General features: G+C 33.3%; 12 protein-coding genes. 10 read left to right on the forward strand and 2 right to left on the reverse strand.

Annotation, left to right across the window (positions count from 1 at the left end; genetic code table 11):
* Nucleotides 1-1,351: 1,351 nt before the first annotated feature.
* On the reverse strand, nucleotides 1,352-2,002 hold the full coding sequence (locus F6K23_RS24255; protein WP_293160566.1) for a class I SAM-dependent methyltransferase: 651 nt from the start codon (nucleotides 2,000-2,002) through the stop codon (nucleotides 1,352-1,354).
* 909 nt (nucleotides 2,003-2,911) lie between these two features.
* Between F6K23_RS24255 and phnC the strand changes: the two genes are divergently transcribed.
* The 4 genes from phnC to F6K23_RS24275 all read left to right on the forward strand — a co-directional run bounded on the left by phnC (nucleotide 2,912) and on the right by F6K23_RS24275 (nucleotide 8,493).
* Complete coding sequence (phnC, locus tag F6K23_RS24260) at nucleotides 2,912-3,667, forward strand: phosphonate ABC transporter ATP-binding protein (protein ID WP_293160567.1); 756 nt, start codon at nucleotides 2,912-2,914, stop codon at nucleotides 3,665-3,667.
* Nucleotides 3,668-4,596: 929 nt separating this feature from the next.
* Complete coding sequence (gene phnD, locus F6K23_RS24265) at nucleotides 4,597-5,520, forward strand: phosphate/phosphite/phosphonate ABC transporter substrate-binding protein (RefSeq protein WP_293160569.1); 924 nt, start codon at nucleotides 4,597-4,599, stop codon at nucleotides 5,518-5,520.
* A gap of 695 nt (nucleotides 5,521-6,215) precedes the next feature.
* Entirely contained in the window at nucleotides 6,216-7,022 is an 807-nt protein-coding gene (gene phnE / locus F6K23_RS24270; RefSeq protein ID WP_293160570.1) for a phosphonate ABC transporter, permease protein PhnE, read from the forward strand.
* Between the two features lie 475 nt (nucleotides 7,023-7,497).
* Nucleotides 7,498-8,493 (forward strand): phosphonate dehydrogenase, encoded by a 996-nt coding sequence (locus tag F6K23_RS24275; protein WP_293160572.1) that lies wholly within the window; start codon nucleotides 7,498-7,500, stop codon nucleotides 8,491-8,493.
* Between the two features lie 1,266 nt (nucleotides 8,494-9,759).
* On the opposite strand, the gene F6K23_RS24280 is transcribed toward F6K23_RS24275, so the two are convergent.
* Nucleotides 9,760-10,443 carry a CADD family putative folate metabolism protein gene (locus F6K23_RS24280; RefSeq protein WP_293160574.1) on the reverse strand — a complete coding sequence of 228 codons (684 nt, stop codon included), beginning with the start codon at nucleotides 10,441-10,443 and terminating at the stop codon, nucleotides 9,760-9,762.
* 873 nt (nucleotides 10,444-11,316) lie between these two features.
* On the opposite strand from F6K23_RS24280, the gene F6K23_RS24285 reads away from it, so the two are divergent.
* The 6 genes from F6K23_RS24285 to F6K23_RS24310 all read left to right on the forward strand — a co-directional run bounded on the left by F6K23_RS24285 (nucleotide 11,317) and on the right by F6K23_RS24310 (nucleotide 21,140).
* The gene (locus F6K23_RS24285; protein ID WP_293160576.1) at nucleotides 11,317-11,526 is read left to right on the forward strand and encodes a hypothetical protein; all 210 of its coding nucleotides are present in this window, start codon (nucleotides 11,317-11,319) and stop codon (nucleotides 11,524-11,526) included.
* A 219-nt stretch (nucleotides 11,527-11,745) separates the two neighbouring features.
* The gene (locus F6K23_RS24290) at nucleotides 11,746-11,970 is read left to right on the forward strand and encodes a hypothetical protein (protein ID WP_293160578.1); all 225 of its coding nucleotides are present in this window, start codon (nucleotides 11,746-11,748) and stop codon (nucleotides 11,968-11,970) included.
* Nucleotides 11,971-12,111: 141 nt separating this feature from the next.
* The gene (locus F6K23_RS24295) at nucleotides 12,112-13,197 is read left to right on the forward strand and encodes an amidohydrolase family protein (RefSeq protein WP_293160580.1); all 1,086 of its coding nucleotides are present in this window, start codon (nucleotides 12,112-12,114) and stop codon (nucleotides 13,195-13,197) included.
* A gap of 26 nt (nucleotides 13,198-13,223) precedes the next feature.
* Nucleotides 13,224-14,108, forward strand: coding sequence for a hypothetical protein (locus F6K23_RS24300; RefSeq protein WP_293160582.1), 885 nt, complete (start codon nucleotides 13,224-13,226; stop codon nucleotides 14,106-14,108).
* Between the two features lie 317 nt (nucleotides 14,109-14,425).
* Nucleotides 14,426-15,055 (forward strand): hypothetical protein, encoded by a 630-nt coding sequence (locus F6K23_RS24305; protein WP_293160584.1) that lies wholly within the window; start codon nucleotides 14,426-14,428, stop codon nucleotides 15,053-15,055.
* 250 nt (nucleotides 15,056-15,305) lie between these two features.
* Nucleotides 15,306-21,140 carry an AAA family ATPase gene (locus F6K23_RS24310; protein WP_293160586.1) on the forward strand — a complete coding sequence of 1,945 codons (5,835 nt, stop codon included), beginning with the start codon at nucleotides 15,306-15,308 and terminating at the stop codon, nucleotides 21,138-21,140.
* Nucleotides 21,141-21,536 lie beyond the last annotated feature (396 nt).

Raw genomic sequence — 21,536 nt, forward strand, 5'->3', positions numbered from 1 at the left:
GATTTTAAATAAGGAAATATCATTTTGTTGATTTCCACTGTCAACTTCCTATTTTCCCGAATAGTAGAAAAAAATTTTTGTCTAACTTTTTTTGTAAAGTGCAAGAGTGACAACAAATTGATAAATTTTTGCTACAAATAGCTAGGATATTTCTGAGGAGTCAGGAGTCAGAATAAATGACTTTGGGTGCATCTCATATTTGCAAAAATACTTTTTTCTTATATATTCCCTATTCCCTATTCCCTCTTGCCAGATGAGCTGTTGCCTGTTGCCTAAAAGCGATAAATTTTTGGCTTTATTCTTGCATTGAGATGCACCTATGACTTTAATACCATTTTTTAGGTCTGAATTTATATTTTTAGTCCAAGAGATATCTCCGATAAAGTATTTTAATTATCCTCATTATTCGTAACATTCTTTTTTCAAATTAGTATAATCAACCCAAAACGACATTACCTAAGATTTTAAATAAGGAAATATCATTTTGTTGATTTCCACTGTCAACTTCCTATTTCCCCGAATAGTAGAAAAAAATTTTTGTCTAACTTTTTTGTAAAGTCTAAGAGTGACAACAAATTGATAAATTTTTGCTACAAATAGCTAGGATATTTCTTAGGAGTCAGGAGTCAGAAGTCAGGAGTCGTATCGGAATGACTTTAATACCATTTTTTAGGTCTGAATTTATCTGTTTAGTCCAAGAGATATCTCCGATAAAATATTTTAATTGCCCTTATTATTCATAACATTCTTTTTTCAAATTGTTAAAATATTTTACTCTCTTGCTAAGTACTATTCATCCACATCTACTATTACTATGCAGAACTACCAAAAAAAAATAAATTCCATATTTCAAGCTTCCTACTTCAGGACTCGGTAATAATAGTGGTTAAAAAAATTTACCCAGAAATGTAGATTTGACTAAAAACAGAGTTGGATTCTAATAACTCTAATAAATTATATATTGGCTATTTCTACTGACTACTGACTCGGTCTTCCTGACTCCTAAAGAATGTGGTGAAAAAAATTTACCTAGAAATGTCAATTTGACTAAAAACAGAGTTGGATTCTAATAACTCTAATAAATTATATATGGGCTATTTCTAGTGACTACTGACTACTGACTCGGTCTTCCTGATTCCTAAAGAATGTGGTGAAAAAAATTTACCCAGAAATGTCGATTTGACTAAAAACAGAGTTGGATTCTAATAACTCTAATAAATGATATATAGGCTATTTCTACTGACTCCTGACTCCTAAAGAATGTAGTGAAAAAAATTTACCCAGAAATGTCAATTTGACTAAAAACAGAGTTTGATTCTAATAATTCTAATAAATGATATATAGGCTATTTCTACTGACTCCTGACTCGGTCCTCCTGACTCCTAAAGAATGCAGTTGCAGCCATCATTCCCCAAATAATTCCTAAACGAAATTTAGTTGCAGAATGTACTTCAAATTGAGCAGATACTAATAACTTATGTAACTCTGCTTGGGTATAACATTGTTGATGAGCAGGATCGAAAAATTGTAAGAACCAGTCACAAATTCTACAGACAAAATAATCTTTGTTCCAGTCAATAATTATTACTTTACCATTTGGTTTAAGCACCCGTTTCATTTCTCCTAATGCTACTTGAGGTCTGTCAAAAAAATGAAAAGAATTAGCACATACAACTACATCAAAAGAATGACTGTTAAATGGCAATGAATGAACAGATGCTTGTTGAAACTTAACGTTAGAATAAGCCTGATATTTTTTCCTAGCTACATTTAACATATTTTCAGATATATCAACTCCTATAATTTCTTGTTTTGGATTTTCTTCAAGCAAAAGTCTTTCAAATTCGCCAGTACCACAAGCAACATCTAGAATACTTGATTGTTGCTCAATTTGTTCCCAATTATGTAGAAAGGTAAGAGTATTAATTATATAATTACGCCAGCGTAAATCGTAGATATTAGCAAGTTCATCGTATTGCCTTTGAATTTGAATTTCGTTCATATTATTTCAGTTATTAGTTATCAGTACTATCAATTTTAAAAAAGAATGTTACGAATAATAAGGGCGGTCAAAATATTTTACCGAATAATTAAGGTAAAAATCCTCTCCTTTAAAGGAGAAACAAGCGGTCGTTTGCTTTGCAACGCTGGCGCGAAAAGCGTAGCTTCCCGAAGGGTAGGATGGATGGGTTTCCTAACCATATCCAATCAACCAAGAGAGAAAAAATTTTCCTTTTATTCAATCCTCTTCTTTTTAGAGATAGGTAATTATCAATTATCCATTATCAATTATCAATTATTGAAAGGAGATGTCTATTTGACTAATAACATAAGTTTTTAACTAAGAAATTGTATCGAAGCTATTTATTATGACTCGGTCATCCTGACTTCCCCTCCTGGGAGCAGTAGGGATGGGTTTACTCCTCAAAAATTCTCCTAGCTATTTGTCGCAAAAATTTATCAAATTGGTATACCCCAGTTAAAGCTAGAGCTTTGAAATACTAAGGTTTATTTTTTAATCAATTTTTGAAGGTTATAGTTTGCCTAGACTTGTTCAATATATCAATAGAAATCTCCGATAATAAAAAATTAAATTAATTCTCATTAGATACATCAATTATTTATCCCTACTCCCTATTTTATTAGGGCTATTTATTCTAAACTGTGCCATTTTATGTATTGACGAAAACACGTTATTTCCAGCTTGATAAAATTTATCTTTCGCTGCCTGAAAATCAATAAATTTATTGCTAAAATCTAGAATAAAATGAATCTGCTATTTTCTGGAGAGGTTTAATATATGTACTTACGGATATTTAGACAATAATTTCACAAAATATACTTGACCAAATATTGAGATTAAAAGTAAACTATAAGCAAAATTAATTAATCATTTAACTAATCAAAAATTATGATTTCTCTGAATAATCTGGGGGTAACTTACCAAGATGGCACAATAGCTTTACATAACATTTCTATTGAATTTACTCAAGGGGAATTCACAGTAATATTAGGGTCTTCTGGGGCGGGAAAATCTACCCTTCTACGCTGTATAAACTTTCTTACTCATCCTACAAGTGGTCAAGTCATTACTGAAGATAACGGTAATTTACATCACCCCAAAATATTACAAAAACATCGTCAAAGAACAGGAATGATTTTTCAACAACATCAATTAATTCCTCGACAAACAGCTCTGAAAAATGTTCTAGTAGGTCGTTTAGGTTATCATTCTACTTTAAAAAGTTTATTTCCTCTTCCTAAAAAAGATCAATATATTGCCTTAAACTGTCTAGAAAGAGTAGGTTTATTAGACAAAGCTTTAACACCTGTGAAAGCATTAAGTGGAGGACAACAACAACGAGTAGGAATTGCTCGTGCTTTAGCCCAAAAACCTAAATTTCTCTTAGCTGATGAACCCATCGCTAGTTTAGATCCTGCCAGTTCTCATCAAGTTTTATCCAATTTACGAAAGATTTGTCAAGAAGATGGAATTGGAGCTTTAGTTAGTTTGCACCAAGTTGATTTAGCTTTAGAATATGCCGATCGTATTATTGGATTAGGTAAAGGGACAATTCTCTTTGATGGTAGTCCTTCAGAGATTAAAAATCAACAACTTGAAGAAATTTATCAAACGTTATCCTTAAGTAATACCAATTCACCTTAAAAATGTCACAAATAGTTTCAAATGAAATCTTACTTTTGACTTTTAACTTCGGTGAAACGGTGAAAATCTTACTTTTGACTTTTGACTTTGGTGAAACGGTGGAAATCTTACTTTTGACTTTTGACTTCGGTGAAACGGTTAAAATCTTACTTTTGAATTTTGACTTTTGACTTTGGTGAAACGGTTAAAATCTTACTTTTGACTTTTGACTTCGGTGAAACGGTGAAAATTTTATTTTTGGCTTTCGACTTTTGACTTCGGTGAAACGGTGAAAATTTTATTTTTGACTTTTGGCTTTCGACTTTTAACTTCCATGAAACGGTGAAAATTTTATTTTTGGCTTTCGACTTTTGACTTCGGTGAAACGGTGAAAATTTTATTTTTGACTTTTGGCTTTCGACTTTTAACTTCGGTGAAACGGTGAAAATTTTATTTTTGGCTTTCGACTTTTAACTTCGGTGAAACGGTGAAAATTTTATTTTTGACTTTTGACTTTTAACTTCCATGAAACGGTGAAAATTTTATTTTTGGCTTTCGACTTTTAACTTCGGTGAAACGGTGAAAATCTTACTTTTGACTTTCGACTTTTAACTTCCATGAAACGGTGAAAATTTTATTTTTGACTTTCGACTTTTAACTTCCATGAAACGGTGAAAATTTTATTTTTGACTTTTGACTTTTGACTTTTAACTTTTGACTTCCGTGAAAGGGATTGACTTTTGAGAGACAATACTTATAATTTCATTAATGTGAGTATTTCCTGCGGACTGCTGCGCAAACAGCTATTAGTAGTCAGATGGTGATTTTTAATTTTCCTTGGATTGGAGACTAATTTTTCCTTCTAAGCAGTATGAATTAATAACTTATAGCTGATGGCTGATAGCTGATAGCTGAATGCTTACTCATTAATTGTTTAGTCAAGAAAGATTATGTTAAGTTTAATCCTCAAAAAAAATTTTTTGATAGTGCTTTTTTTGGCTTGGTTAGGTTTAGTTAGTTGTAGTAATTCTAATACTCAAACATCAAGTACAGAAAATCAACCCACACAAGCAGATACAAAAGCTAACCCTGAGAAATTAGTTGTTGCTTTATTACCAGATGAATCTGCAGCTACTGTCATTCAAAATAATAAAGGACTTGAGACTTATTTAGAAAATAAACTAAGTAAAGATATTGAATTATTTGTCAGCACTGATTATTCTTCTATGATTGAAGTGGCTAGCAAAGGACGTTTAGATTTAGCCTATTTTGGTCCCTTGTCTTACGTTTTAGCGAAAACTAAAAGTAATATTGAACCCTTTGCGGCTTTAGAAAAAGATGGAAAAACCACTTATCAAGCTCTAGTTATTGGTAATGCAGAATCAGGAATTGATTCCTATGAAAAAATAGAAGGAAAAGTTATGGCATATGGCGATCAAGCTTCTACTTCTAGTCACTTAATTCCCAAGTCAATGTTAATGGAAAAAGGATTAAAAGCTGGGGAAAATTATGAAGAGGTTTTTGCGGGTGCCCATGATGCTGTTGCTGTTGCTGTTGCTAATGGAAAAGCACAAGCGGGAGGGTTGAGCAAACCCATTTTTACTGCCTTAGTTGAGAGGGGAACAATTGATAAAAATAAGGTAATTATTATTGCTGAATCTAAAGCTTTTCCTCAATATCCTTGGACAATGCGTTCTGATTTAGAACCTGAACTTAAAACACAAATTCAACAGGCATTTTTAGAATTAGAAGATGAAGCTATACTAAAACCATTTAAAGCAGATGGATTTCAATCAATTACAGATGAAGATTATAATGTGGTGAGAGACTTAGGAAAACTACTCGATCTTGATTTTGCTGAATTGAGTAAATAATAAATAAGCTGTCAGCTATCAGCTATCAGTTATCAGCTTCCGAAACACATCTAAAATTTCCTCCTACACAATTAATTGTATGAGTTAACCACTTAAGTTAGTCATTATTGTGTTTCAATTCTATAGTTGAAAATATAGTAGAAGTTCAAGGAAAAGCTTGCTTAATTTATGAAAAATATTAAATAGGGCTTGCTGATTAAATATCAAAGCATTGACTGATATTGGTTGTAGATTTTTTTTGTCTAAAAAAGCGTTAGTTTTTCGGTGAAAAAAGCTCAAAAAGTTAGTATTTTGAGACGATTATGGCAGAAAAATCAACGGAAAATTTTTCCTACTACCGCTTCTATAATTTCCCTAACTCCTGACTAAATGACTACTAGGAAGAGCAAAAATACTTTTTCAGCAAACCCTAAATATCTGAGACTGAGAGCTGATTCTTAATAGCTGAATGCTTACAAAAAATTAGTCAATTTTATTCTAAAAATTATCTTTAATGATAACTGAAAACTGACAACTGAAAACTAACAACTGATATAGCGTTTTCAAATGAGATGTTAAATAAGAGTTGGTTATTTACTAACGGTAAAAAGTCCGGCAAACTTTCTTACCTGTTGCCTGTTGCCTGTTGCCTAAAAGCGATCGGGTTTTTGGAGCAACTCAAATGAAATTACTATAACTGATAACTGATAACTGAAATGATGGTTACTCCTAATAAATTTGATAGTTTGCTCCGTCAACAACAAAGAAGTTGGTATATTTCTTTGACTAAAACATTGACTTTGTTAGGTATTATTTTAGTGAGTTTTGGGAGTGTGGGATTATTGGATGGACAACGGTTATCTGAGGGAGTTCCTGACTTAATTGACATGGTTGGAGAAATGTTCCCGCCTGATTTTAGTCGCGCTCTAAACTGGATTAAACCTTTAGTTGATACTATTGCTATGAGTATTGCTGGAACAGGTATGGCTATTGCTCTTTCTCTTCCCCTTTCTTTAGGAGCTGCTCGTAATACCACACCTCATCCTTTTGTTTATTTCCTATCAAGAATGATTTTGAATATAGCCAGGGCAATTCCTGAATTAATTCTAGGAATTATTTTTGTGGCAGCAGTTGGATTTGGCACACTTCCTGGTGTATTAGCACTAGGATTTCATTCAATTGGTATGGTGGGAAAATTCTTTGCTGAGGCTATAGAACATACAGATAATTCTCCGATTGAAGCGGCAAAATCTGCGGGTGCTAATCATTTACAAATTATTTTTCATAGTATTTTTCCTCAAATTTTTCCTCAAATTGCTGATGTAACTTTTTACCGTTGGGAATACAATTTTCGAGCCTCAATGGTATTAGGAGCTGTGGGAGCTGGTGGCATTGGATTTGAGATTATTGGAGCCTTACGTTTACTCAAATATGAGGAAGTTTCTGCACTTTTATTAGTTGTATTAATAATGGTTACTTTAGTTGATAGTTTAAGTAATTATTTACGTCAAAAATTTATTTAAAGAAGAAGGAAGAAGGAAGAAGGAAGAGGGAAGAAGGAAGAAGGAGTAAATATTGAAAAAAAAGTTTTAAGCCGATAAAATCTTACTTTTGACTTTTGACTTTTGACTTTTGAATTCCCTTTCAAACTTTAGATGTGAAATAATTTCCTGAAATTACTGTTAAAATCTTACTTTTGACTTTTGACTTTTGACTTTTGAATTTCCTTGGTATATTTCATGTCGCACAGCGAAAAGTTTTAAGCCAATAAAATCTTACTTTTGACTTTTGACTTTTGACTTTTGAATTTCCTTGGTATATTTCATGTCGCACAGCGAAAAATTCTAAGCCGATAAAATCTTACTTTTAACTTTTGAATTTTGAATTTATTTTTAAACTTTAGATGTGAAATAATTTCCTGAAATTACTGTTAAAATCTTACTTTTAACTTTTGACTTTTGACTTTTGACTTTTGAATTCCCTCTTCCTTACTAAATTATGAATAAAAAACCTAAAGTTGTTATTACCCATTGGATTCATCCTGAAGTTATTGACTATTTAAATCAAACTTGTGAAGTTATTCTCAATCAAACTCAAGACACATTATCTCGTGAAGAAATTATCAAACGAACCAAAGAAGCTGAAGGTTTAATGGTATTTATGCCTGACTATATTGAATCGAGTTTTTTGGATACTTGTCCCCAATTAAAAGTTATCGCAGGAGCTTTAAGAGGCTATGATAATTTTGATATAGATGCTTGTACAAAACGAGGTATTTGGTTCACAATTGTTCCGGATTTATTAGCAGCACCAACAGCAGAATTAACTATTGGTTTACTAATTGGATTAGGTCGTCGAATGTTAGAAGGCGATCGCTTAATTCGTAATGGTAACTTTCAAGGATGGAAACCACAACTTTATAGTAGGGGATTATTAAATCAAACTCTAGGAATTGTGGGAATGGGAAAATTAGGAAAAGCTTTGGTTCAAAGATTAGTAGGTTTTGAAATGAATTTACTTTACACCGATCCTATTCCTTTATCTGTAGAACAAGAAACTGCCTGGAAAATCTCTAAAGTGTCTTTAGAAGAACTCTTAAAAAGTAGTGATTATGTAGTGTTAATGGTACCTTTAATTCCTAATACCTATCATCTGATTAATCAAGATACCTTAGCTAAGATGAAACCAAATAGTTTCCTAATTAATCCTTGTCGGGGGTCAGTTGTAGATGAGAAAGCGATCGCCTCGGCAATTCAATCAGGACATTTAGCTGGATATGCTGCTGATGTATTTGAAATGGAAGATTGGGCAATTTCTCATCGCCCTCAAGAAATTTGCAAAACATTAATAACTGAGAAAAATCAGACTTTTTTCACTCCTCATTTAGGTTCTGCTGTTGATGAAATTCGCCACGATATTGCTTTTGAAGCAGCCAAAAATATTATTCAAGTTTTATCAGGAAAAATTCCTCAAGGAGCTGTTAAAAAGCTATAAATCAATAAGGAAGAATTCAAGAATTTAGAATTTAGAATTTAGAATTATACCAAATTTAAAAAAGAATGTTACAAATAAACTGGCTATTCAAAAATTAATAACTATTAATTATTACCTGTCCTTGAAAACAGATAGAATTGACTAATAATGAAAATTTTTTCTTGTTTCTCCTTTAAAGGAGAAGATTTTGACCTTAATTATTCGGTAAATAACTAATAATCTACCTAAAACCTAAAACCTACCACCTACCACCTACTACCTATAATTAGGGTCTGCGTATGGAAAGTCTTTTTGCTTGAGTAAGAGACAAGAGACAGGACACAGGACACAGAAGAAATGGGAATGAGCTAGGAAGTACGAGTCAAAATTGTAAGAATGATTTTTCTGCCCAACTATGCGCCTAAAATACTAACTTTTTGAGTGTTTTAGACGTGATACCATGCACTTCTTTCGACCTCAAAAAGGCACTTGTCTTTATATTTCAATTCTTTTAGATTTAATCAGCAACCCCTAATTATTACCTCTGCTTGAAAACCGATAGAATTGACTAATAATGAAAATTTTTTCTTGTTTCTCCTTTAAAGGAGAGAATTTTTACCTTAATTATTCGGTAAATAACTAATAATCTACCTAAAACCTAAAACCTACCACCTACCACCTACCACCTACCACCTATAATTATTACCTCCCCTTGAAAACGGATAGAATTAACTAATAATGAAAATTTTTTCTTGTTTCTCCTTTAAAGGAGAGAATTTTTACCTTAATTATTCGGTAAATAACTAATAATCTACCTAAAACCTAAAACCTACCACCTACCACCTAACACCTAGAAAATTATTTGTAGCAAACATTTATTAAATTGGTATTACCTATCCTTTAAAAGAAGAGGATTGACCCAAAGGAAAATTTTTCTTTTTATCCTCTTATAAAGAGGAGGCTTTCAACCACAATTTTTCGGTAAGAAGGAAAAAAGAAGAAGGAATAAATAAAGTAGATGAGCCTATAGACAGTTAAGGTTTTTTTGTAGCAATTCTGTAATCTCAAGAACTACTATCTATATAAATAACTATCTAAAATCAACTGGAATAGCTATTTTTAAGCATATATGATTAAGGTCTACCTTTTTATAGCATTCTTTTTTGAAATTAGTATTATCTGAACCGTATTGAGCTATAAATAAAAATCTTCTTGAGACTAGGGTTAGATAGACAAAACCCTCAGTCTCTACTTAATAATCTAAGTATTCAAAATATCAGTTGAAAATTAATTCACACCTTGACAATATTCTTCATAAACACCATCAAGCAATAAATTTAAAGCATCTACTGCCTGAGCTGCTGCTGATAATGCCTCCTGTTTTTCAACATCAGTTTCACACATTTTTACTAATGCTTCTCTTGTAACTTGGCTGTGAATTTCATCAGCTTTTTCATGTACTTGAAAAAAGGCTAAAGCTGCTTCAGAATTAATGCCATAAAATTCTTTCAAACCAGCAATTTTAGTAGTAGCTACTTCAGGAATTTGAGACTCATAAGCATAAAGAGCAGCTAAACCTTTTGCCGGATTTTCACTGCGGGATAACTCTTTGAGAATACTTACAGATTCCTTGGTTTTTGCTAAATGTGGTCTATTTTTAACTGCTTCCCGTTTTACACCCAAACCTTCCGCAAAACGTAACCATAATTCCGGATGATTTGCTGCTCCCATTTCCTCTTCCATAAGATTTTCTAACAGCATTTTACGAGTTTCTAAATCATCACAAGCTGCATGAGTAGCACTAACATAAGTGGGGAAATAATGAACTTGTAGATAATACTCTTGAGCATACTCTTGCAACATTTCTAGAGAAAGTTTTCCTTCATTCCACATTTGGTAGAAAGAGTGCTTAAGTAGATGTTGTTTTTCAATAATCTCATCAAGTTGTGCAAGGAAATCTTGTGCAGTCATTTGTGTATTTTGAAGCAACATACTTATTCAGTAAATTAATAGTTTCAGATATGGATATTATCACATCTTGTTCTACAGCGCTATGCACAAGTCTGTAGGGGCAAATGGCATTCGCCCTCTGTAGAGTCTGTGGGTAAGTCCTTATTTATTGTCTTTACTAAAAGATTTAGTGTTCTTCTTTGGAAGATATTAGCTATTACCATATATTTGCAACTACGTCAAATACCTGTTAGAGCAACTGATGAAAATTAGTCAATCTTCGTTAAAGAAATATCAGGTAATTCCTTAAAAAACAACGAAATAATCATGGTTGTGGGCTGAAAAATCTCATTAGGTTATAAATACCCTTGGATTATTATTTATTAATTATATCATGGAAAGGCTGAAACTATTGAAACTCCGTTAGCTAATTGAGGCTTTTTTTGATGTTTTTTGTCAGAGATTGATGACAAAGTTGAAAAATTTAAAATTAGAAGCTGAGATTGATAACTAAAACTTTTCAGATAGCGATCGCTGAAGTCAGGAATGAGGATTCAATAATGGGACTTACACAAAGTAGAGTGATAAAATAGCTTCAAATATCGGTACTTTGATATTTTTTACAGCGAAAATGCCTTCAAAGCTAGTAGGGGTAAGGGAAATACGTTGCTCTGGCTAAAAATGGCTCAAACCTAGATATATCAGGAAAAAGGTTGGTTAAATGTAAAACCTAGACTATATAAGGGTTTGATGCTGTTATTAACATATTTTTTGCCTACCGATATATACAGGTAGAAAGTTTTTGGTCCTGATATAAAAGATCATAAACAATATATTTTCCCTATATTTGACGATTTTGAACGGGGTGAATCAGATGATAATTTATTAGGTTATTTGTTTTTAGTTGACACTAATATTTTTCAAGGAAAAATAGAAGATCCAGAAGTCAATCTTACATACCTAATGAAGCTTACTTTCCCCTATCCTCCACGTCCTCAATTAGGAGTACAGCTTAATAAGAATGATTTGGATGAATGGATAAAGAATAGAGAAAAGAAAGAATTTATTGCAAAAAATCCTTATATTCCATCAAGCTCTTCTTAATTCTTTTCAACTACATTTATATTAAAATTAAGTATACGCTTTACCCGCTTCATACAAACGCGGGTTTTTTTATAAGTAGTAATTAGTAGTACTAATTGGAAAAAGCATTACAAATTGTTTAGTGTGATCGCTTTCTAAAGATAAGATACTATAGTCACAGAAATTTATTCTCAAGTCTAATTAAATTTCATCCTTAACTGCGGGTGAGCCTTTGAGAATGTGGTAGCGGTTGGCGTCCCTATTGGTTATGGTGGTTGGATGAAGAATACAAAAATTTACATTGGAGAAGTCAAAAATGTGGTAAAATTAGTGGTATCAGAGTATTTTAGCTGTCAATGTTATATTGCCATTGACGCATCTGAACCTTATCTTTCTCAGATAATTAAGTTTATTGATTCTGACAATTTAATATTTGGCTCAAATGATCCAGACATAGCTCTTTAGCCAGATGTTGTGGAGCTTCAGGAAAAGTTATCTCCGGAGATAGTGAACAAGATTGTTTGGGATAATCCTAGATGTTTTGATCGCATTTGAGGCAAAATCTACGAGATTTATGATGACTATATTGTACCTGGTCAACAGAAAATGCTAAAAGGATATTCAATTATTGATGCAGACTCCCATGTTATTGAACCTCCTAGTATGTGGGCTGAGTATCTCGATCCAGAATTTCAACAGTTTGCTCCTTCAGCAGACATGAAAATTAAAGGGGAAAACATTTCAGAGAAGATTTCTGAAAAATTGCAGGAGATAGTAAATAAGCAAATGATGGAAAATCACCCCAATGCTTATTTTCATAGCTATAATTCAGAGTCTCATGTCCAAGAGATGGTGAGGATGGGGATAGATCGGGCATTCCTTTATCCAAATTATGGGTTGTTGCTTTGGGGTATCGATACTATGGCACCTGAAGTTGCAGGAGCTTTCACTCGTGCCTACAATACTTGGTTATTTGAAGAATTTTGTAGTTACGATCCAGAACGCTTGAGAGGAGTGGGCGCAATTAATCTTCATCAACCAGAGAAGATGGTGTTAGAATTGCATCGAATTGCAGAATATGGCGGTAAAGCAGTTTTTTTACGACCTAACCCAATTAAAGGGAGATTATTAAGCAATCCTGCCTATGAACCTTTTTGGACGGAATGTGAAAAATTGAATATGGCCATAGGAATTCATGAAGGTACTCATAGTCTTTTACCTACAGTAGGTGCAGAAAGATTCAGAACTCAGTTTGCACTTCACGCTTGTTCCCATCCCATGGAACAGATGATGGCTTTATTGGCTTTAATTGAAGGAGGGGTGTTGGAGCGTCATCCGAAACTGCGGGTGGGGTTTCTTGAATCAGGTTGTGGTTGGCTTCCCTATTGGTTATGGCGACTGGATCAAGAATACGAAAATTTATATTGGGAAGTGAAAGATAATGTTAAAATACCACCGTCAGAATATTTTCGTCGTCAGTGTTATGTTGCGATTGAACCATCTGAATCTTATCTTTCTCAGATTATTCAATATATAGGTTCTGATAATTTAATCTTTGGTTCAGATTATCCTCACATAGATCATCAGCCAGATGTGATCGATCAATTGGTGGGACTTGAGAAAGATTTATCGAAAGAAACTCTGAAAAAGATTGGTTGGGATAATCCTGCTCGCTTTTATGGTCTGGTCTGAAATTATTATCCAATAGGAGTTAGAAAATGACGTTCTCTGACAAAGACTATGATGAATACATCTTTCAAATACTGTTATATGAAAATCAAGAATTTAAATTAGTATACGGAAAGAAAAAAGATATACACAAAAATTATAACATAGATTCTTTATCTTTAGGAGTAAACGTCGATCCAAATTTTGTGGATAAACAAGATATTGAATACCCCACTGTGTTTTTTTTACTAAAATGTCGTAAACTATCCCAGGTTGTAACTTCTACTTGGCTGACGCCAAGCCAGATAGATCAGATAGAAGCAAAAAACAATACCCGAAAAAACCAAATAATATTGACCAGGCAGATACTAGATTCATATAATATTATCCCTCATGCTACTTATTGGCTGCATAAGCAGAATGAATCTAATGATGAATATGAACTCAGGAAAGTAAACGATCAGGATATACACACAAGACTAGAGGAAGAGGATAATCAATTTTATTGTATTACGCCTACACACATAAGTTATCGGTCAATATCTTTAGTCCTTTTATTATGTGGGCAAGCATATTACAAAGAGAATAATGCCTGGACAAAAATTTGTGAACCCATTTTTAGTACCTATGAAACTATTTGGGAGTATGGATTAGATATATCTTGGGATACATATTATTCTACTAGGATAGATGTTTCCCAAGCTGGAAAAATGCCAGTACCTCCTTTTACCTCAGTAGTTCTAGGTTATCCCCCGAAACCAAATACGTTTTCTCTTGAAGATGACAAGATCGAATACTGGGTTAATTCAAATGAATATGATTCTGGTGAAAATAAATACCCATTTTATCCCCAGAAAGGCACAATTGAATGGGAGAAGAAAGATTTAAAGTATATAGTTCCTCCCTATCCTTATATTCCTCTTAGCTGTCTGTAATTAAAACATAGGAAGTCAAAGATATGGTAAGATTGACACTGTTAGAGTACTTTCGCAGTCAATGTTATACTGGGGTCTATCCATCTTAACCTTATCTGAACTAAGATAATTTCATCTTTGGCTCAGATTATCCACACATGGATCGTCAGTCAGATATTGTGAAAAATTCTGTAAAGCTTTAGAGGAAGTTGTCTCCAAAAATTTAAAAAAAATTTTTGGGGATAATCCTAGACATCTCTATGGTTGTGAAGAATTCAGCTATTCATTAGAGTTGTTGGGAAAATAACAAACTTTATAATTCATCAAGGAACAATATTATGTCCAGAAGACTTATTTCAAAGTATCAGAATCATTTGGCAAATCCGGAGAATGCTGTTCAATCTGCAACTGGTCAGATAATACAGCGGATGCTTGAACAAGTAAAAGTAATTTCTATATTAATTACATATTCATGGAGGTATAATCAGCCAGATTCTACCCCTGAGCAGTTATTGACTGCTCAAAGGTTGCAATACTATTTCCGACATACTGTTCCCGATCCACTATGGCGTAGAGATGAAGAAGTAAAAAGACTCTTTCCTAATGTTACTAAAGCCCCAGTACTCGAAGATTTAATGGGTGCTGAACTTAATAGCGATACTATTCCAGGTGAAGTATTGTGTACTGTTTTTGCTACTCCCATAGGTTATGTATTTCCAATTTTTGAAAAGATAGCTATTGATTTCAAGTTGGTATCATTTGAAATTGATACTGGTATATTTAACGGCTGGATCACAGATCCTGACCCAAATTCTCCTCATATGTTGACAGTCGTGATTGCCTTTCCGCCTCGTCCAGCACTTAGTGATGCAACAGTCACAAATACTGAATTGGAAGATTGGATCGATAATCGATCTCCAGTGAAATTTATGTCTGAAAATCCTTACATTCCTACCTGTAGTTGTTAACAACACCTACTCTTAATCCATATAAATAAAACAGACACTCGCAAAGATAAATTTTGTTGCATGGATATCTCAGAAGCCTTTAAAATAAATGATTTATGTATCAAACTGATTTAATAGAAGGTTAGATATATTCGTGCAACAAAGCCCCAAAGATACATAAATATATAGCATACGCTCTGAACTTTGGAATGTTACTGTTACTTTGATTGGTATGAGGTGAATAACAGATGTTTCCGAAATCTAAGAAACCATGAATACTATAAACAAAAAGAATAGGAACTATAAGTTTATTGAACAAATCTATGAAAGTGCTAACTCTTTAGTTTATCGAGCTATTCTCAAAGCAAATAATCAGCCTCTTATTCTCAAAATTCTTAAAGAAAACTACCCTACTGCTTCCGAACTCACACGCTACAAACAAGAATATGAAATTATTCGCTCCTTGAATGTAGATAGCATTGTTAAAGCTTACGACCTACAAAGATATGAGAATAGTTTAGCAATACTTCTAGAAGACTTCGGCGGTCAATCTCTAAAATTACTAATATCTCAATCTCAATTCAACTTAGAAAACTTTCTAACTATTGCTATTAAAACAACAGAAAGTTTAGCAGCAATTCATACTGCTAATATTATCCACAAAGACATTAACCCCTCAAATATTGTCTATAACCCCCAAACAAAACAACTAAAAATTATCGACTTTGGCATATCTACCCGTTTATCCCAAGAATTTATCACAGTTATCCCCCCCAACCAACTAGAAGGAACCTTAGCATATATCGCTCCAGAACAAACAGGTAGAATGAACCGAGGGATAGATTATCGTAGCGACTTTTATTCCCTGGGCGTAACTTTCTATGAACTTTTAACGAATAAACTGCCTTTTGAAATAACTGACCCCATGGAGTTAGTTCATTGCCATATTGCCCAACAACCATTACCAGTACATGAACTAATTCCTGATATTTCTAATTCTGTGTCTAATATAATCAGCAAATTGTTAGCTAAAACCCCAGAAGAAAGATATCAAAGCGCTTGGGGAATTAAAGCAGATTTAGAAACTTGTCTAGAGCAATTAAAAACTTTAGGACAAATTTCAGACTTTCCTTTAGCCACTCAAGATATTTGTGATAAATTTCAGATTCCTCAAAAACTCTATGGTAGAGAGCAAGAACTCGAGGAACTATTAACAGCATTCGAGCAAGTAAGTCTGGGAAAAACAGGAATGATTCTGATTTCTGGTTATTCAGGAATTGGTAAATCAGCATTAGTCAATGAAATTCACAAACCCATTACAAAAAAACGAGGAAAATTTATTAGTGGTAAATTTGACCAGTTGAATCGAGATATTCCTTATTCAGCTATTTGTCTAGCTTTTCAAGAGTTAATCCGTAAACTCCTAAGCGAACCAGATATAACTCTACAAACCTGGAAAAATCAACTATTAGAAGTTCTAGGAAATAATGGTCAAATTATCATTGATGTGATTCCCGAACTGGAAAAAATTATCGGTCAACAACCACAAGTTGAACAATTAGGAGCTAGCGAAAGTCAAAATAGATTTAATTTATTTTTTCAAAGGTTTCTGAATGTGTTTTGTCAAAAACAACATCCTTTAGTAATTTTTATTGACGATTTACAATGGGCAGATTTACCATCCCTGAACTTAATAGAGCAATTAATGTCAGATTATGAGAACCAATATTTTCTGTTAATAGGAGCATATCGAGATAATGAAGTTAGTCCTACTCATCCTCTAGTACGGACTTTAGATAAAATTAAGACTGCACAAGTACCCGTTAACGAAATTACCCTTTACCCTTTAAAAATTAATCATATTAATCAATTAATCGCTGATACCCTAAGTTGCTCCACAGAAATTACCAAACCTTTAGCAGAATTAGTTACCAAAAAAACAGGAGGCAATCCATTTTTTCTGACTCAACTGCTGAGTTCTTTGTACCAAGAAAATTTATTAGTATTTAACCCGGAGCAATATTCTCTGAACATAGAAAACGATGGACAAAGTTATTGGCAATGGGATATAGAAGAAATTGAAAGAGTTTCCATCACTGATAACGTAGTTGATTTAATGGTCAGAAAAATTGAAAAATTAGATGAAACAACTCAACAAGTTCTCAAATTAGCAGCTTGTATTGGCAACAAATTTAATTTAGAAATCCTGTCAATTGTTAATAATAAATCTCAAACAGTCACAGCTAATGAATTACAGTCTGCCTTACACGAAGGGCTGATTTTTCCGTTGAAAAATAACTATAAAGCTCCTTTACTTTGGAATCCAGAAGACTTATCAAATAACCTCTCAGAAAACTATTTTGAATCGGCAAAATATATCTCCTACAAATTTTTACATGACCGAGTACAACAAGCATCTTATTCTCTGATTCCAGCAGCAGAAAAAAAGCAAGTGCATCTACAAATAGGTCGTCTACTTTTGAAAAATCTTGAAGAGGATAAATTACAGAATAAGATTTTTGATGTTGTCAATCAACTGAATCAAGGGTCTAGTTTAATTACCGAACAATTAGAAAAAGATGAGTTAGCGAAATTAAATCTTCAAGTCGGAAAAAAGGCCAAAGACTCCACCGCTTATGAGCCAGCACTAATATATTTAGAAACAGCCTTAGAGTTACTGTCATCAGAAAGCTGGAAAAATCAATATCATTTAACTTTAGAAATTTATACAGAAGCCGTAGAACTTCAATACTTTAATTCTCAGTTTGAACAAGCTGAAACTCTAGCTGCTATTGTTCTTCAAAATGCTCAAGAAGTTCTCGATACAGTAAAAATTTATGAATTAAAAATTGAATCTTATCATGCCCAAGTCCTCGTAAAAGAAGCGGTAGATGTTACCTTTGAAATTTTAGCCAAGCTAGGAGTTTATATTCCATCTGACGTAAATCAACAGGAGGAAAAAATTGCTCAAGAAGAAAAAGTGATAGCGTTATTTTTGCAGGATAAATCTATTGCTCAGTTAGCAAATTTACCTGCGATGATCGATCCTTACAAACTTGCTGCTGTTAGGCTATTAGTTCTTACTACTACATCTGCCATGATTTATAGCCCTGAAGTCTGTGGGCTGATAACTTTAACTGCTATTACTCTCTGTCTAAAATATGGAAACTCACCTTTAGCAACTAGTGTCTATTGTTTTTATGGAATAGCTATATGTGGTATGATTCTGACTCAAGATATTAAATCTGGATATGAGTTTGGGAAACTAGCTTATCATTTGTTGAATAAGAGTAATACTGATGAAGCAAAACCATTTGTTATTATTCATTACTATGGATTTATTCGTCATTGGAAAGAACCTTTTAGACAAATCAACCTCAATGATTTTGAAGATGTAATTCAAATTGGACTGGAACGAGGAGATTTTCGACATACTGGTTATAATATAATTTCTTATTGTCTTTTTTCAATTTTTCGTGGTTTTAATCTTGAAGACTTTGAATCTAAGTGTAGAGCTTATGGTAAGTTAATAAAACCAACACAAGAATATGAATATTATTATTATGAATCTTGTCAAAAAATGGTTTTAAATTTGTTGAAAGAAGACCGAAAAAAATATCATTTATTATTTGAAAAATCTCAAGAAGAAGAAGATGAATTAATACAAATTTGGATTGATAATAATACTGATTGGTTATTGTTTATTTCCAGTCTCAGTAAAACATTTGCTGCCTATTTTTTTAAAGATTATGAGCGAGGATTAGAAACGGTTTATTTATCGGAAAAACACTCTCGACCTTGTTCAGCTTATCTCGTTTATCCACAAAATGTTTTTTACTCGGCATTAACTCTTTTAGCCGTTTATCCTCAAGCTGATATTGAAGAAAAACAACTTATCCTTGAGAAAGTTACAGAACATCAAAAAAAGATGTATTATTTCCAGGAAAATTGCCCTGAGAATTATGGAAATAAATACTATTTAATCGAAGCAGAAAAAGCCAGAATATTAGGAAAAACTTTACAAGCGCAAGAACTGTACGATCGCGCCATTCAAGGAGCAAAAAAATATGAATTTATCCATGAAGAAGCTTTAGCTTACGAACGAGCAGCAGAATTTTATCTCGCCCTTGACAGACAAGAAATCGGTCAATTTTACCTCAGAAATGCCCATCATTGTTACATCCGTTGGGGAGCAAAAGCTAAAGTCAAACAATTAGAAGAGGAATATCCCCAATATTTATTAGGAGTAGCAAATAAAAATAAATTAAAAGGTATTAGTACAACTATTTCTGCCTCCGGTAATGATGGAGAAATTCTTGACTTAACCACAGTAATGAAATCATCTCAAGCAATTTCTGGTGAAATTAAGCTGGAAAATCTCCTGCACAATTTAATGAAAATTACTATCGAAAATGCTGGGGCACAAACAGGATTTTTAATTCTCTACCATCAAGGAAATTGGGTTATAGAAGCTCAAGGAAAAATAAACAGCGACGAAGTAACAATTTTACAATCAATTCCCATCGAATCTACAGACCCCCAAACATCACTTCCCATATTACCAACTACCATTATTAACTATGTAATTCGCACTCAAGAAAATATTGCACTCAACGACGCAGCTAACCAAGGACAATTTATTAATGACCCCTATATTATCGCCACAAAAAGTAAATCAATTCTCTGTACACCCCTAATTAACCAAGGTCAATTAAGCGGAATAGTTTATTTAGAAAATAATTTAACCACAAATACATTCACCTCAGAAAGAGTCGAACTATTAAATATTTTATCTGCTCAAGCAGCAATTTCCATCGACAATTCCCGACTTTATCAAACCCTAGAACAAAGAGTAGAAGAACGCACAAAAGAACTATCTCAAACCTTAGACGTTCTCAAAGCAACTCAAGCAGAACTAATCTTTGAAAATGAACTACTAAAAACTGACAAACCCGCCTCTAATTTTAACTATAAAGTAGGTGGAAGTTTGCCCAATAATTCCCCTACTTATGTAGTCCGGCAAGCCGATCGCTCCCTCTATCAAGCCTTAAAACAGGGTGAATTTTGTTATATTTTAAATGCCCGACAAATGGGAAAATCTAGTCTGATGGTCAGAATGATCCACCATCTCAACCATGAAGGACATCATTGTGCCGCAATAGATTTAACTCAAATTGGCAGTGAAAATGTCACCGTAGAACAATGGTATAAAGGATTAGCTGTCGATCTATTGCGTAGTTTTCGTTTAATGAAAAAATTTAACTTAATCAAATTAAAAACTTGGTGGAATGACAGATTAGATATTTCTCCCGTACAAAGATTAGGTCAATTTATTGAAGATATTTTATTAGTTGAACTGAATAACGAGGACGATGAATCTATCAAAAAAGTCTTCATTTTTCTGGATGAAGTTGATACTATTTTAAGCTTAAAATTTCCAGTAAATGACTTTTTTGCCCTGATACGTTCTTGTTATAATCAACGCATGATTCATCCAGAATCTAGATACCAGAATCTCACCTTTGCTTTTTTTGGAGTAGCTACTCCTTCAGAATTAATGACTGACATTAGAAGAACCCCTTTTAACATTGGTCAAACAATTGAACTAGAAAGCTTCAAAACACATGAAGCACAACCTTTATTATATGGAATAACAGAAAAAGTTAGTAATCCTCAAACCATGCTCCAAGAAATATTAAACTGGACCGGAGGACAACCTTTTTTAACTCAAAAACTATGTCAGTTAATTCGTAATTCAGAAATACCAATTCCAGTCAATGGTGAAACTAAATGGATAGAAAACTTAGTACAAGAAAAAATCCTGAAAAATTGGGAAAGTCAAGATGAACCAGAACATTTAAAAACCATACGCGATCGTATATTTCATAGTAAAAATAGAAGACAAATGCTCGAAATCTATCAACAATTATTAGAGCAAAAAGAGATAATGAGAACAAATATTCCAGAAGAAAAAGAATTATGTTTATCTGGACTGGTAATTAAGCAAAATGAATTACTGAAAATTCACAACCGCATTTATGAATTAATATTTAATCACAGTTGGACAGAAAAAAATCTGCTTGAAGTCAAGAGTCAGGAGTCGTAGGGGCGAATGGCATTCGCCCGCACAGGAGTTAGGAGGGAAGAAAGAAGGAAGAAGCAAGAAGGATGATGCGCCCCTAGCCCCCCAATTCTGGGGGGAACAAGAATCCATTATATCATGTTCCCCCTCCGGGGGAGCTACGCTAACGGATAATTACTTATAATAAAGTTTTTGTTTGTAGTTGGGCTTTAGCCCTTACAATGCTTAGTATTAGGAATAAAGTCCAACTACGAGCCTAATTATAACTGTTCTACCGAACATGATATTAGCTGTTGACATCCTCCCCGGCTGTTAGGCACGGGGATTCCTGCCGAGCCTTAGCTCCTGGGTGGGTTGACGTTTTGCGCTCCGCAAAGCTCCGCTAACACAGGCTGCCGCTACCTTGGCGCTAGTCTTACA

Origin of the sequence: Okeania sp. SIO2C9, from assembly GCF_010672455.1 — a bacterium.
GTDB lineage: Bacteria > Cyanobacteriota > Cyanobacteriia > Cyanobacteriales > Microcoleaceae > Okeania.

Excerpts from the sequence above, each read along its gene's own strand:
- F6K23_RS24280 (WP_293160574.1), bottom strand. The coding sequence starts at position 10,443 with ATGACTGCACAAGATTTCCTTGCACAACTTGATGAGATTATTGAAAAA.
- F6K23_RS24275 (WP_293160572.1), top strand. The coding sequence starts at position 7,498 with ATGAATAAAAAACCTAAAGTTGTTATTACCCATTGGATTCATCCTGAA.
- phnC (WP_293160567.1), top strand. The coding sequence starts at position 2,912 with ATGATTTCTCTGAATAATCTGGGGGTAACTTACCAAGATGGCACAATA.
- F6K23_RS24310 (WP_293160586.1), top strand. The coding sequence starts at position 15,306 with ATGAATACTATAAACAAAAAGAATAGGAACTATAAGTTTATTGAACAA.
- phnE (WP_293160570.1), top strand. The coding sequence starts at position 6,216 with ATGATGGTTACTCCTAATAAATTTGATAGTTTGCTCCGTCAACAACAA.
- F6K23_RS24305 (WP_293160584.1), top strand. The coding sequence starts at position 14,426 with ATGTCCAGAAGACTTATTTCAAAGTATCAGAATCATTTGGCAAATCCG.
- F6K23_RS24295 (WP_293160580.1), top strand. The coding sequence starts at position 12,112 with ATGCTAAAAGGATATTCAATTATTGATGCAGACTCCCATGTTATTGAA.
- F6K23_RS24255 (WP_293160566.1), bottom strand. The coding sequence starts at position 2,002 with ATGAACGAAATTCAAATTCAAAGGCAATACGATGAACTTGCTAATATC.
- phnD (WP_293160569.1), top strand. The coding sequence starts at position 4,597 with ATGTTAAGTTTAATCCTCAAAAAAAATTTTTTGATAGTGCTTTTTTTG.
- F6K23_RS24300 (WP_293160582.1), top strand. The coding sequence starts at position 13,224 with ATGACGTTCTCTGACAAAGACTATGATGAATACATCTTTCAAATACTG.